At 68.6% G+C, this 13,678-nt stretch carries 9 protein-coding genes; 1 reads left to right on the top strand and 8 read right to left on the bottom strand.

Going from position 1 to position 13,678, the window contains the following annotated elements; translation table 11 throughout:
* Nucleotides 1-19: 19 nt before the first annotated feature.
* From OO68_RS06470 to OO68_RS06460, 3 genes are all read right to left on the bottom strand, one after another.
* Entirely contained in the window at nucleotides 20-1,141 is a 1,122-nt protein-coding gene (locus OO68_RS06470; protein WP_051814509.1) for an AI-2E family transporter, read from the bottom strand.
* A gap of 130 nt (nucleotides 1,142-1,271) precedes the next feature.
* The gene (locus OO68_RS06465; RefSeq protein ID WP_033307159.1) at nucleotides 1,272-2,048 is read right to left on the bottom strand and encodes a polysaccharide deacetylase family protein; all 777 of its coding nucleotides are present in this window, start codon (nucleotides 2,046-2,048) and stop codon (nucleotides 1,272-1,274) included.
* Between the two features lie 192 nt (nucleotides 2,049-2,240).
* On the bottom strand, nucleotides 2,241-2,456 hold the full coding sequence (locus OO68_RS06460) for a hypothetical protein (protein WP_033307506.1): 216 nt from the start codon (nucleotides 2,454-2,456) through the stop codon (nucleotides 2,241-2,243).
* A 324-nt stretch (nucleotides 2,457-2,780) separates the two neighbouring features.
* Here OO68_RS06460 and OO68_RS06455 point away from each other — a divergent pair, with 324 nt between their 5' ends.
* A complete protein-coding gene (locus OO68_RS06455) occupies nucleotides 2,781-8,003 on the top strand; it encodes a family 43 glycosylhydrolase (protein ID WP_033307158.1) in 5,223 nt (1,740 codons plus the stop codon).
* A 111-nt stretch (nucleotides 8,004-8,114) separates the two neighbouring features.
* On the opposite strand, the gene OO68_RS06450 is transcribed toward OO68_RS06455, so the two are convergent.
* From OO68_RS06450 to OO68_RS06430, 5 genes are all read right to left on the bottom strand, one after another.
* The gene (locus OO68_RS06450) at nucleotides 8,115-8,936 is read right to left on the bottom strand and encodes a hypothetical protein (protein WP_051814506.1); all 822 of its coding nucleotides are present in this window, start codon (nucleotides 8,934-8,936) and stop codon (nucleotides 8,115-8,117) included.
* The gene (locus OO68_RS06445; protein WP_051814504.1) at nucleotides 8,920-9,423 is read right to left on the bottom strand and encodes a hypothetical protein; all 504 of its coding nucleotides are present in this window, start codon (nucleotides 9,421-9,423) and stop codon (nucleotides 8,920-8,922) included. Before OO68_RS06445 ends, OO68_RS06450 begins: the two co-directional genes overlap by 17 nt.
* Nucleotides 9,420-10,085, bottom strand: coding sequence for a Rab family GTPase (locus OO68_RS06440; RefSeq protein WP_157852687.1), 666 nt, complete (start codon nucleotides 10,083-10,085; stop codon nucleotides 9,420-9,422). The genes OO68_RS06445 and OO68_RS06440 overlap by 4 nt, the downstream gene beginning before the upstream one ends.
* A gap of 276 nt (nucleotides 10,086-10,361) precedes the next feature.
* Entirely contained in the window at nucleotides 10,362-11,582 is a 1,221-nt protein-coding gene (locus OO68_RS06435) for a metallophosphoesterase (protein ID WP_033307154.1), read from the bottom strand.
* Between the two features lie 182 nt (nucleotides 11,583-11,764).
* The gene (locus tag OO68_RS06430; protein WP_033307153.1) at nucleotides 11,765-13,240 is read right to left on the bottom strand and encodes a non-reducing end alpha-L-arabinofuranosidase family hydrolase; all 1,476 of its coding nucleotides are present in this window, start codon (nucleotides 13,238-13,240) and stop codon (nucleotides 11,765-11,767) included.
* Between the last annotated feature and the right edge of the window lie 438 nt (nucleotides 13,241-13,678).

Here is a 13,678-nt window from a genome sequence, read left to right as displayed (position 1 = left end):
AGACCGGGGCGCCCGTACCTCAGTCCGCCGGAGCGGTACCCCGGGCCGGACCACCCGTACCGCCCCGCAGCGCCTGGTACACGGACCACACGACAGCCACCAGCGGTACCGCCACCACCGCACCGATCACCCCCGCCGCCACCGCCCCGCCGACCACCGCCAGGGCGACCACAACCGGGTGCAGCCGGACGGCCCAGCTCATCACGATCGGGTGCAGGAGGTGGCCCTCGATCTGGCCGATGACCACGATCAGCGCCACGACCACCAGGGCGATGAGCGGCCCCTTCGACGCCAGGGCGACCACGGCGGCGACCGCCAGGGCGATGGGCGAGCCGATCAGCGGGATGAACGCCGCCATGAACTCCAGCAGAGCCAGCGGCACGGCCAGCGGCACCCCGAGGGCGAACAGCGCGATGCCCACGAGGACCGCGTTGGTCGCCGCCACCAGCAGGATGCCGTGCGTGTAACCGGTGAAGGTCCGCCAGGCCGCCCCGGCCCCGACCGCGAACCGCTGCCGGGTCCGTTCGGGAAGCTGGTCGCACAGCCACTGCCACTGCTTCTCGCCGGAGTGCGTGAAGAAGACCGCGCAGAACAGGGCCAGTGCGAGCACGGTCAGCACCTCGACCAGCCGGCTCGCGCCGCTGACCGCCGTACTGATGACGGTGGAGCGGTGGTCCGACAGGAGCTTGCCGATCCGGGACTGGAGATCGTCGAACGCGTCCGCGGGCAGCCGGAAGGGCGGCTCCTCCAGCCGCCGCTCGATCCGGTCGATCCCCGCCACGAACTCCCTCTCCAGCCCGGTCCGCTGGTCCGCCACGGTCTCACCCACCAGGGCCAGTGCCCCGAGGACGAGGACGATGCCGCCGATGAGCGCGGCGGCGACGGCGAGCGGCCGGGGCACGAACCGGGCCAGCAGACCGGCCACCGGGCGGAGCACGGCGGTGATGACGAGACCGAGGAAGACGGCGACAGCGATCCGGTGGAACTGCCCGAGCACGGAGAAGGCGACCCGGACGACGACGCCGACCGCGATGAGCCGCCACGCGTACGCGGCGGCGGTCCGCAGCACGCCCGGCACGCGCGACTCGGCGTCGTCCAGGCGCGGCAGGGCCGAGGCGGGTGGATCGGGGGGCGTCGACATCTCATGCCCGTACCACCCCGAAGCCGGCGCACCGCGGGGCGCGCCCGGAATTCCCCCGAAGGCCGGTACCGGCCGGCGGAGCGGCGGCCCGGCGGGTTCCCGCGACACGCCCCCGCCGGAGCCCAGGACGTCAGCGCACGGGGAAACCGAAGGAGTACCCCTGCTCCTTCAGCCACGGCAGGAGCTCCCGCAGGGCGGCGACGGTCTGCGAGCGGTCTCCTCCCGCGTCGTGGAAGAGGAGGGTCGGGCCGTTGGAGATCTCGTTCTTGACGGTGGCGACGATGGCGTTCGTGCCGGGGCGCTCGAAGTCCTTGGAGTCGATGTTCCAGCCGAGCGGGCGCATGCCGCGGGACGCGGCGAGATGACGGCTGGCGGGCGTGAAGGCTCCTCCGGGAGCCCGGTAGTACAGCGGACGCACCCCTCCGGAGGCCTTGGTGATCAGGCGCTCGGCGTCCCTGATCTGCTCCGACTGGTAGGCCTTGGATTTGTGATCCATGGTGACGTCGTGCGAGACCGTGTGGTCGCAGAGCCGGTGCCCGGCGGCCACGACCGCCTTGACCAGGCCGGGGTGGGCGCGAGCCTGCGTGCCCACCATGCAGAACGTGGCCTTCACACCGTTGTCCCGCAGCACTTGGAGCACTTCAGGTGTCCAGACGGGGTCCGGTCCGTCGTCGATGGTGATGTTGACGCCCCGGGCACCGGCGTCCGAGGCGTGCACGATGCCCGCCGCCACGGACGCCGCCTTCCGGCCCTGCGACGGGGCGGGGTGCGCCGCGACGCCCCGGTCGGGCCGCTCACCGGAACCGACGTGCGCGTTCCAGAACGAGGTCAGACCGGCCACCGCGGTCACCCCGAGCGCCGCTGCCAGCACTTTGGCGTACCATCCCCGTCCGCCGTTTCCCACCATGTCGTCTGTTCCTTCGCCGTCGCCGTGGAGCCCGTGCATACGGCAAGAGGGCGGCCGGCGGCCGGCGGATCCGTCTGTTACCGATCACGGACAATCCCGCTGCCCGGCGGTATCACGACGACCCCGCGGCGGTCTCGAAGCGGTGGTGGCGGAGGCGGTGGCGGGGCGTTGGCGGGGTTGCCCCCGCGCGCCTCACCCGGTCTCGCGGTCCAGCACGCGGCGGGCCGCCTCGGCCTCTGCCGCCGGGGGCGACAGCTCGTCGAGGGTGTCGAGTTCGTCGTCCGCTTCCAGCTCCCGTTCCCAGGCCGCCGCGAGCCGTTCCTGTTCTTCGCGCGGCCTGGTCCCGATCGCTTCGCGGTGCTCCGGGTCCAGAGCCGCCAGGAAACGGGTGAGGGAATCCGTGGTCATGCGGGGCTCCTTGTCGTGGGGGAGGGGTGCCACCTGCCCCAGCATGGCCGAACCCCTCCGCGCCGGCCGCTCGACACAGCCGGGGACACCGCCCCGCCCGGCCCGGTGAACCACCACGAGTCGGACGGCGCTGTTCGACGTGTCGGACATTGTTCGAAACCTCTTGACGGTGGCCCGGGTGCCGACTGAAACTCTCGCAACACACTTCACCTGCGTGTAACGGCAGGCCCACGGCAAGGACTTGCCGTCGCCTCGTCGGCTCCTCCCCCTTTCCGAACCGCTGCCTTGTCCGTCATCAGCCATGCCTCAGCAGGGAACCTCCACATGACGCACGTCGCACGACTTCGCAGCCGCGCGAGACGCCGGGCGGGCCATCTCGCCGGACTGACCGCCGCGTCGATGCTGCTCACCCTCGCCGGACCCGTCGCCTCCGCACAGGCCGCACCGGCGGTCACGGTGGCCCCGGCGGCCGAAGCCGCGGACATCACCGACGGCCTGGCGCTGTGGTACAAGCTCGACGCCGACTCCGGCGGCACCGTGCCCGACGCCTCCGGCAACGGCCGCGACGGCACGGTCAGCGGCACCGCCGACTGGCCGGCATCCGGCCAGGGGCTCGCCTTCAACGGGTCGGACACCTACATCAAGGTGCCGGACGACGTCATGAAGGGCATGAACGCGATCACCGTCTCCATGGACGTACTGATCGACCCCGCCCAGAGCACGCCCTACTTCCTCTACGGCTTCGGCAACACCAGCGCGGGCAACGGCAACGGCTACCTGTTCACCACCGGCAACTCCTTCCGCACCTCCGTCGCGACGGGAAACTGGTCGACCGAGCAGACCACCAAGCCGTCCGACTCCCACAACCTGACCCGCGGGGTGTGGAAGCACATCACCTACGCCCAGACCGGCTCCACGGGCGTGCTCTACGAGGACGGCGTCGAGGTGGGCCGCAACACCTCGGTCACCACCACGCCCGGCGCCATCGGCTCCGGCACTACCAAGGCCAACTACATCGGCAAGTCCGTCTACGACGGCGACAAGCTCTTCAAGGGCCGGATACGCGACTTCCGTGTATACGACCGGGCACTGGACGGTCCGGAGGTCGAGCAGCTCTCCCTCCCCGTCGCCACGCAGGGCATCGCCGCCGACAAGGAGGCGCTGAGCCTCGGCGACACCAGCGGCGTCACCTCCGACCTGGACCTGCCGAAGACCGGCCCGGCCGGCGGCTCCGCCATCAGCTGGGCCAGCGACAACCCGTCCGTGGTGTCCGGCACCGGCGAGGTGACCCGCCCCGAGGCCGGCTCACCCGACGGCCGCGCCACCCTCACGGCGACCCTGAAGAAGGGCACCGTGACCGGCACCAAGACCTTCGACGTCACGGTCCGGCCCGCGCTCGACGACGCCGCCGCCACCCGGGAGGCCGCCGAGGCGCTCACGGTCCACAACCTCGACGACGCCCGCGGCAACCTCACCCTGCCGGGCACCGGCAAGTACGCCACGACCGTGACCTGGTCCTCCGCGAAGCCGGACATCGTCTCCGCCGGCGGCGAGGTCCACCGCCCCGCGCACGGCGACGGCGCCACCACCGTTGAGCTCACCGCCACCGTCACCAAGGGCGAGGCGAAGGCCACCCGCGTCATGACGGCCAAGGTGCCCGAACTGCCCGCAGAAGCGGCCCTCAAGGGCTACATGTTCAGTTACTTCACCGGCGAGGGCACCTCCGACGGCGAGCAGCTCTACGCCGCCCTGAGCAAGGGCAACGACCCGCTGCACTGGCGCGAACTGAACGACGGCAAGCCGGTCCTCACCTCCACGCTGGGCGAGAAGGGCCTGCGCGACCCGTTCATCATCCGCTCCCCGGAGGGCGACAAGTTCTACCAGATCGCCACCGACCTCCGGATCTACGGCAACGGCGACTGGGACGCCTCCCAGCGCACCGGCAGCAAGTCCATCATGGTCTGGGAGTCCACCGACCTGGTGCACTGGACCGACCAGCGCCTGGTCAAGGTCTCACCCGACAGCGCCGGCAACACCTGGGCGCCGGAGGCCTTCTACGACGCCGAGCGCGGCGAGTACGTCGTCTTCTGGGCGTCGAAGCTCTACGACAACGCCGACCACTCCGGCGACACGTACAACCGCATGATGTACGCCACCACGCGCGACTTCTACACCTTCAGTGAGCCCAAGGTCTGGATCGACCGCGGCTACTCGGTCATCGACTCCACGATGATCCGCCACGACGGCACGTACTACCGCCTCTCCAAGGACGAGCGGAACAACAGCTCCTCCACCCCCAACAGCAAGTTCATCTTCCAGGAGAAGAGCGACTCGATCCTCGACCCGTCCTGGACGCCGGTCGCCGAGGGCATCGGCAAGGGCGCGATGAACGCCGCCGAGGGACCGCTGGTGTTCAAGTCCAACACCGAGGACAAGTGGTACGCGTTCCTCGACGAGTTCGGCGGCCGCGGCTACATCCCCTTCGAGACGACCGACCTCGACTCCGGCATGTGGATCCCCTCCACCGGCTACGACCTGCCCGCCAAGCCCCGCCACGGCACCGTGCTGCCGGTGACCCAGGCCGAGTACGACCGGCTGCTGCGTGCCTACCAGCCCGACCAGATCGTGAAGGGCGTCGAGGACGTGTCGGTGAAGACCCGGGTCGGTGACGCCCCGGTCCTGCCGGCCACGGTGATCGCCGAGTATGCCGACGGCGTCAGGCGGCCCGTCTCCGTCGACTGGGAGGACGTCCCGGCGTCGAAGTACGCCCAGCCCGGCACCTTCACCGTCACCGGCAGCCTGCCCGGCGGCGTCGCGATCCCGGTCCGGGCCGAGGTCACCGTGTCGGAGGAAGGACCGGACGTCCCGGCCGACCTCCTGCTGCACTACGGCTTCGACGAGACGGGCGGCAGCATCGCCCGTGACTCCAGTGGGCACGGCTACCACGGCACCTACGTCCGTACCCCCGACTTCGGCAGCGGCGTGCACGGCGGCTCGTTCAAGATGTCCGGCGGCTCCGACTCGCCGTACGTGAAGATCCCGAACGGCGTGCTGAAGAACGCCGGCAGCGTGACGGTGTCGACGTACGCCAAGTGGAAGGGCGGCAGCAGCTTCCAGTGGCTGTTCGGGCTCGGACCCGACAGCGACAAGTACCTGTTCGCCACCCCGTCCAACGGCGGCTCCAGCCTCTACTCGGCCATCACCAAGGCGAGTTGGTCGGCGGAGTCGAAGCTCACGGCCGGCTCGCAGCTCACGCCCGGCCAGTGGCGGCACGTCACGGTGACGCTGGACGGTGCCACCGGCACGATGGTCCTCTACGCCGACGGCATCGAGGCTGCCCGTACGACGACCACCATCAAGCCGTCCGAGCTGTACGACGCGGCCAAGGACCACAGCGGCTACATCGGCCGCTCGCTGTACGCGGCCGACCCCTACTTCGGCGGCGAGGTCGACGACTTCCGCATCTACGACCGTGCCCTCACCGGCACCGAGGTCATGCGACTCAGCGGCAACACCGCGGGCATCACCAAGGTGACGCACCCGGCGCTCAAGGTCGACGCGCTCGTCGACAACGCGGCCGGCACGATCACCCTGCCGATGAAGGCGGGCACCGATCTCACCGCCCTGGCACCAAAGTTCACGCTCGCCGAGGGCGCGACCATCAGCCCCGCCTCCGGCAGCGTGCAGGACTTCACCGAGCCGGTGACGTACGAGGTCACCGGATGGGACGGCAAGAAGCGCATCTGGAAGGTCTCGGCGCTGATCATGAAGACCCCCGTCCTGCCGGGGCTGAACGCCGACCCGAACATCGTGCGCTTCGGCGACACCTTCTACCTCTACCCGACGACCGACGGCTTCGAGGGCTGGAGCGGCACGCAGTTCAAGGCCTACTCCTCGAAGGACCTGGTCCACTGGAAGGACCACGGCGTCATCCTCGACCTGGGGCCGGACGTCGGCTGGGCGGACAGCAGGGCCTGGGCGCCGGCCATGACCGAGAAGGACGGCACGTACTACTTCTACTTCTGCGCCGACGCCAACATCGGCGTGGCCGTCTCCGACTCGCCCACCGGGCCGTTCAAGGACGCCCTGGGCAAGCCGCTGCTGAAGGCCGGTGACTTCCGCGGCCAGATGATCGACCCGGCCGTCTTCACCGACGACGACGGCAAGCAGTACCTCTACTGGGGCAACGGCCGCGCCTACGTCGTCCCGCTCGGCGACGACATGACCTCCATCGACACCGCGCAGGTCGAGGACATCACCCCGAGCGGCTACAACGAGGGCACCTTCGTCATCAAGCGCAAGGGCACCTACTACTTCATGTGGTCGGAGAACGACACCCGGGACGAGAACTACCGCGTCGCCTACGCGACCGGCCCCTCGCCCACCGGCCCGTGGACCAAGCAGGGCGTCATCCTGGAGAAGGACCTGTCCCTGGGCATCAAGGGCCCGGGCCACCACTCCGTCGTCCACGTCCCGGGCACCGACGACTGGTACATCGCCTACCACCGCTTCGCCATCCCCGGCGGTGACGGCACCCACCGCGAAACGACGATCGACAAGCTGGAGTTCGGCTCGGACGGCCTGATCGAGAAGGTCGTTCCGACCCTGGGCGGCATCGACCCGGTCACCGTCGTCCACGCCGGGCCGGACGCCACCGGTACCGAGGGCGAGGCGATCACCCTCGCCGGCACCGTCTCCGGGGCGGGCAGCCCGAAGTGGACCGTCCAGGACGGCGCCCCGTGCGCGGTCCAGGACCCCGCCGCGGCCCGCACGACCCTCACCTGCACCGACGACGGCACCTTCCAGGTCACCCTGACCGGCGGGCGCGGCAGCGACACCGCGACCGTCAAGGTCTCCAACGCCGACCCGTCGATCACCTCCGCCAAGGGCCCCGGCTCGCCCCTCTCGGTGGGCAAGGCCGCCGCCGTCACCGCGTCCTTCGACGACCCGGGGACGAGCGACCGCCACACCTGCGAGGTCGACTGGAAGGACGGCAGCCGGCCGACGACCGGCACGGTCACCGACTCCGGCTGCCGGGCCACACACGTCTACGACGAGGCGGGCATCCACCGCCCGGTCGTCACGGTCACCGACGACGACGGCGGCACGGACAGCACCACACTCCCGGAACTGATCGTCTACGACCGGTCGGCCGGTCCCGTGGCCGGCGCCGGCACGATCACCTCGCCGGCCGGTGCCTACCCGGCCCGGCCGGGGCTGACCGGGAAGGCGGCGTTCACCTTGGCCGCCCAGTACCGGAAGGGAGCCACCGTCCCCGCAGGCAAGGCCACGTTCGTCTTCGGTCCGGCCAAGCTCACCTTCCGCTCCACCGGCTCCGACTGGCTCGTGGTGAACGGCTCCCGGGCCGTCTACCAGGGCACCGGCACGGTCGGCGGCAAGAGCGGCTACGCCTTCCGGCTCACCGCCACCGACGGCCCGGACACCTTCCGCGTCAAGATCTGGAAGAAGTCCACCGGCGATGTCGTCTACGACAACAGGACCGGTGCGAGGACGAAGGGCGTCGTCACCGTCGGACACCGAAGGTAGGCCACGGCGGGTCTGCCGGGCCGGGCTCTTTCGCGGTCCCGGCAGACCCGGGAGCCGCATGCCGTCGGTCCGCGTGACCCTGCCGGGGCGCGCCAGCGAGAAACTTCGCGTTCAGAACTCGACTTTGAGGGCGAGCGAAACCATTCTCGTTCTCTCGAACTGGATCTTGAAGGTGTTGCTCATACTCGCTTCAGCCGTCGCGTGCCGGCGTCCGAGCGTAGCCTCGAGACCGGCGGCGGTCTTGCAGAACAGATCGAAATCGCGATGCAGCTCGCTGAGCAGATTGACCACGAGCGACAGGCTCGTGGACACGTTGTGCGCCCCGTCCCGCTGCTCGATGAAGATGCGCAGGTCTTCGACGTCGCTCGGGTCATATCCATCCAGGACCTCAAGGGCTCCTGCGACCGAAGGCACGTGGCCCGGCCAGTTGCCTTCCGCCTCAATGGTCAGCTTCAGATCGTGACGCAGATGGGCGGCAAGATTGACCGAACTCTGTTCCTCCACCGACAGGCCGGCGCCCGTCGGCTTCTTCCGGGCCTCTCCGTTCCGTCTGGCCCGAGCCTGAGCGGTGTACTCGTTGTCGACGCTGAACTTCCCCGAGTCCGCCCGGGACTCCATGACGTGCAGCGATGTGGCCCCGAGTTCCTTGCACACCTTGAGTGCGAGACGGCACTTCCGCAACGCCGTACCCTGGATCGCGTTGTCCGCCGCCACGTAACGGTGGGCGGAGTCGCGATCGCGCACATAGGCCAGATCGGGGTGCAGTACGGTCTCCCGCAGTTCGGGGAAGCGCCTCCAACGACCGAACAGCGGAACCGGCACGATCGTGATGCGATGATCGCGCAGCCGCTCCGGATCATCGTCGGATATGCGAACGAAATCCTCCAGCGATACGGTCAGCAGCCGATCGGCCAGTTCATACGGAATCCGCATGTTCCCCATCTGTCTTCTTGTCGCTTCGCGTCATTCTGGTCCTGGCGGCCTCCAATTGGCCCCCCAGCATGGTCTTCAGAGCCTGCTTCGTGTCGTCGACCCTCGATCTGGCGGCCCATGCGAGAACGGAGCGGAACTCCTCACGGTCCACAGTGATCCTGCCGTCGAGCAGTACCTCGGTGATCCGTTCTGTGACCGCTGACTCCCAGTCGACCGCGGAGCCGGGGCCTTTGACGATGCATACGACGCCCTGAGGTCCGTTGCCGTCGTGGCCCAGTCCGACTGTTGTCTGGATCAACAGCCATTCCCGGTGGCGGACCACCAGGCCGGGCTCGCCCCGGCGCTCCCGCCCCAGCCGGCAGACCTTGCCGATCCACCGGATCGCCGTTCGCTTCTCCTCGGACCGCCGGCGCGTTCCTTTGAGCCAGACGAAGGGCGGCTCGCCGCTCTCGTACTCCGCGTACACCAGTTGCAGGTGGACACTCATAGCATCGCCTGGATGACTTCGCCCGCCAGGAGCTCGGCGGATTCACGTGTGGCGAGGCTGCCGGCCACCACCTTGGTCTTGTTGCGCATGCTCAGCAGGCTGATGAGGTCACTGAGCTGTCCGCGTACACGAGTCGTATATGCGGCTTGGCCGAGGAGTTCGTATCGGGAGTCCTTGTCGGTAAAGGTGATCACGAGGATGACCTTTTTGATCTTCGTGCTGTATCTCTTGATGCGAGCGGCGTCAGCGATGAGCCGCTCATAGGCCTCGGACGCTCCGGGGTTTTCCTCATCGGCTTCGAGCTGCGGTGCCTTGATGAGGTAGAGGATGTATTGGGCTGCTTCCACGCCGTCTCGCGAGGCGTCCAGGATTTCGTCCATCCCGCTGAAGTCCCTGACGTTCCTGAACGTGAGCGGCTTGTCGATCCAGAGAACCTTCTTCCCTGTGTCCAGTCGGATCTTTCCGATGAACTCGCCCGCTGGATGGGTCCGGTGCACCGGCTCGTCCCACTTGCCCTGCCAGGTGTTGAGCAGCGTGGTCTTGCCGCTCATGCCTTCACCCAGCAGGATGATCTTCGCTGGGCGTTTGAGCTGACGGACCGTGAGAGCCGTCCCGATCGCTCCCGACAACACGACGGCACCGACGATCACAGGTAGCGGCAAATCCTGCTCCTTGCATAACCGAGTGAGCGCAGAGCGGCCCCTGCACGCTCGCCAACCGATAATGAATCCAAGCAGATGAATGAAGATCGAGGCCGGGAATCACGGGAATCCGCATCTCGTCTTCCGTCGCTTCCCGCCGGATCGGAAATACGTCCATCGAACGGGCGTCCCCTTCAGGTGCGGTTGTGCACCGGGGCCGCAACCGTCAGCCCGGCGCGGGTCCGGGTTCTTTTCCTGAGCCGGGCGGGGCCTTGCGCACGGCGCAGGCGTCAACCGCTAGGTCGAGGTGGGCGGGTGCGGGGAGCGGAGTACGAGCAGGGTGATCTCGCTGGGGGCGAAGAGACGGAACGGCGGGCCCCAGAAGCCGGTGCCGCGGCTGGTGTAGAGGAGGGTGCGGGAGCCGTGGTGACTGAGGCCGGCGAGGGCCGGCTGGTCGAGGCGGACCAGGTGGTGGAAGGGCCAGATCTGGCCACCGTGGGTGTGGCCGGAGAGTTGGAGGTCGATGCCGGCGGCTGCTGCTCGGTCGATGAACTTGGGCTGGTGTGCCAGGAGCAGGACGGGCAGGTGGGGGTCGGCTCCGGTCAAGGCGCGGGCCAGGTCGGCGCGGTGCCCCGCCAGGCCGGAGGACGCGGCGGTGACGTCATCCACGCCGGCGACCACGAGGGTGTCGCCTCCCCGGTCGAGCAGCAGATGGCGGTTGCGCAGCGGCTCCCAGCCCAACTCGTCCATCAGGTCGATCCAGCCCTGGGCCTCGCTGTAGTACTCGTGGTTGCCCGTGACGTAGACCCGGGCCCGGGTGGCCCGCACGGTTCCGAGTGGTGCGGCCTGGGCGCGACGGCGTTCGGCCGTGCCGTCCGCGATGTCGCCGGTGTGGCAGACCAGGTCGGCTTCCAGGGTGTTCACCGTCTCGCACACCCGTGTCGACCAGCGGGCGCGATCGAGTGGGCCGTAATGGGTGTCGGTGATGAGGACGACGCGCAAGCCGTCCAACCCGGCACCCAGTCTTGGCAGTTGCACGTCGAGCCGGCGCACGCGCGGCACACGGCGGGCCTCGGCGTGCCCCCAGGCGAGCAGTACGGCGGTCACGGCGAGGACAGTCCAGGTGACGGCTCGGGCCCGGTCCTGACTCTCGCCGACATCGCCTACGGTCAGGGCGAGCCGCAACAGGACGCCGAGCAGAACGGACCAGGTGAACAGGACCCAGCTGCTGCCCAGGAGGATGTCACCGATGATCGCCGCCCGGTCCTGCTGACGTCGGCCGTGGCCGCGCGCCATCGCGAGCGGCATACCGACGAGGCCGAGGGCGAACAGGGCGGTGCCGACCAGCGTGACCGGTAGCGGCCAGTGCTGACCGCTGTGCAGGAGCACCCAGCAGGGCACGGTCCACAGCAGTACGGGGGCGATCAGGGGGAGGCAGCGCATCAGGCGGTGCAGCCGGCTCCGCCGCGGAGCTCTCGTTTCACCCTCTGTCGGCCGGGTGTCGTTCGTGTCGGTCACGCCGCTCCTCCGTGACTGGGCTGCCTTCCCGCGCACTGTATCCGGTCGCCTGGGGCGAGCCGGTCCGGCGTCATGGGCGTCGGACGCCGTTCGGGCTGCGGGTCGGGGGACGCACCGAGGGCCCCCAGGTGTGGGAGGCCCTCGGTCAGGGCTGGGACAAGACGTGCAGACGCGTCCTGCCGTCAGCGCCGCAGTGTCAGCAAACCCGGACGGTAGGGCCAGAGGCCGTACTCACCACCGGAGTTGGGGCTGCGCCCCTGGTAGAGCAACTGCAGATTGCAGGGATCGACGGTCATGGTCTGATCGGCGCTGGTGCGGATCAGTTCGCCATGGCTGATGTCGTTGGTCCAGGTGGCGCCACTGTTGGCCTTGCCGGCGAAGGGATTGCTCTCGGTCGCGGCCTGGGGTGTCCACGAGCCGTTCAGGCTGGTGGCCGTGAACGAGCGGAAGTAGCGGCCCTGCGAGCCGATCGCCTCGACGATCATGAGGTAGCGGTTCTGGCCCTGGAGCTTGTAGACCTGCGGGGCTTCGAACAGGTTCTCCTTCGTGTCACTCATGATCACGGTCGAGGTCGAGCCGAAGCTGCCCGGGAAGTTCCCGATCGGCATACTGGCCCGGTAGATCTTGCCGTTGTCGCCGGCGAAGAACAGGTACATGTTCGTCCCGTCGGCGATGAGCGTCTGGTCGATGGGTCCGGTTCCGGAGTCGGCGATGCTTCCGGAGAAGAGAGGCTGCTCGGACGACCAGCCATTCGGGTTGGTGGGGTCGCTCGACGTCCGGTAGACGAAGGCGGTCCTGCCCCACTGGTAGGCGAGCACCCAGATGTTCTTCGGCGCGAAGTAGAAGAGCGTGGGCGCGACCGTGGAATTCGACATCGTGTTCTGGCCGGCCGAGGCCATCTCCGACCAGTTGGTGAACGGGGTGAAGTTCATCGAGCCCCAGGCCCTTCCCGTTCCCGCGGCGCCGTGCGTCGTCGCATAGACGAGCTGCTTGCCGTTGTAGGGGACGACGGTGAAGTCCTTGAGCGAGGCCCATCCCGGCTTGGGCTGCGCCAGCGCGCCCGTCGAAGTCCAGCGGTATGTCGACGGAAGACCGCACGGGCCGGGGTTGTCGGCGCCGACCTTGACGAGCTGCCACTGCTGGTTGGTGCCGCCCCAGTCGTCGTACTGGACGATGTTCGCGCTGTCGGCGGTGGAGGCGCCCTGCACTTCGAGGGCCTTGTTGCTGTGGCGCGAGATGAGCCTCACGTAGCCGTCGGAGCTGTCGGCCAGCCGCCACTGCTGGTTGGTGGCGTTCAGGTCGGCCCACTGGACGATCGAGCCGCCGTTCGCGGTGGACCAGTTGTGGACGTCCAGGACCTTGTCCGAGTGACGGGACTTGATGCGGTAGTAGCCGCCCCCGGAGTCGACGAACTGCCACTGCTGCTGGGCCTGGTCGTTCCTCGTCCACTGAGTGATGCGGGCGCCGTCGCCGGTCGCCATGTTGTAGACGTCCAGGGCCTTGCCGCTATTGCGGTTGACCAGCACGTACGAGGCGCTGGGGTCCACGGTCGCCGCGCCGGCGGGCTGGGCGCCGAGGAAGGTGGCCACGAGCAGCAAGGGCGCGAGGACGGCGAGTAAGCGTCTTGGACGGATCGGGGACGTGTGGCGAAACCACATCAGAGGGCACTCCTTCGGGGGTGGGGGTGAGCCCGATGAACCGCAGAGCGGACTGCCAGGAGGCATGGAAGCTCGAAACATTTCGCGGAATTCCCGGAAGCTTCGACGCCACAAGCTAGGAATGTGAAGCCTTCCGGTCAAGGGCTGTTGCTGATCTGGCCACATATCGCGCCCGCCGGAGTGGGAGATGTGGTGGTCGGCGAGCTTGCCGGGATGTCGAAATCTTCGGACCGCAAACCGAAACTTCCTCCGTCGTGAGTATTGACGATGCATCGTCAATCCCTCAATCATCCGTGTCTAGGTACCGGCCATGGTTCGAAATGTCGAACCGCCTCGACCTGAACAAATCTGCGTTGCACGGCAGATCCACGCACAGCTGCACGACCGATCAGCGCACCCGAAGCACTCGTCGCGCAGGTGGAGAGATACGCGACGCCG

It is taken from the genome of Streptomyces iakyrus, from assembly GCF_000717055.1.
Classification (GTDB): Bacteria; Actinomycetota; Actinomycetes; order Streptomycetales; family Streptomycetaceae; genus Streptomyces; species Streptomyces iakyrus.
Note: the sequence above shows the minus strand (reverse complement) of the source record. Positions and strands in the feature narration are given on the sequence as shown.

Excerpts from the sequence above, each read along its gene's own strand:
- OO68_RS06470 (WP_051814509.1), bottom strand. The coding sequence starts at position 1,141 with ATGTCGACGCCCCCCGATCCACCCGCCTCGGCCCTGCCGCGCCTGGAC.
- OO68_RS06465 (WP_033307159.1), bottom strand. The coding sequence starts at position 2,048 with ATGGTGGGAAACGGCGGACGGGGATGGTACGCCAAAGTGCTGGCAGCG.
- OO68_RS06460 (WP_033307506.1), bottom strand. The coding sequence starts at position 2,456 with ATGACCACGGATTCCCTCACCCGTTTCCTGGCGGCTCTGGACCCGGAG.
- OO68_RS06455 (WP_033307158.1), top strand. The coding sequence starts at position 2,781 with ATGACGCACGTCGCACGACTTCGCAGCCGCGCGAGACGCCGGGCGGGC.
- OO68_RS06450 (WP_051814506.1), bottom strand. The coding sequence starts at position 8,936 with ATGCGGATTCCGTATGAACTGGCCGATCGGCTGCTGACCGTATCGCTG.
- OO68_RS06445 (WP_051814504.1), bottom strand. The coding sequence starts at position 9,423 with ATGAGTGTCCACCTGCAACTGGTGTACGCGGAGTACGAGAGCGGCGAG.
- OO68_RS06430 (WP_033307153.1), bottom strand. The coding sequence starts at position 13,240 with ATGTGGTTTCGCCACACGTCCCCGATCCGTCCAAGACGCTTACTCGCC.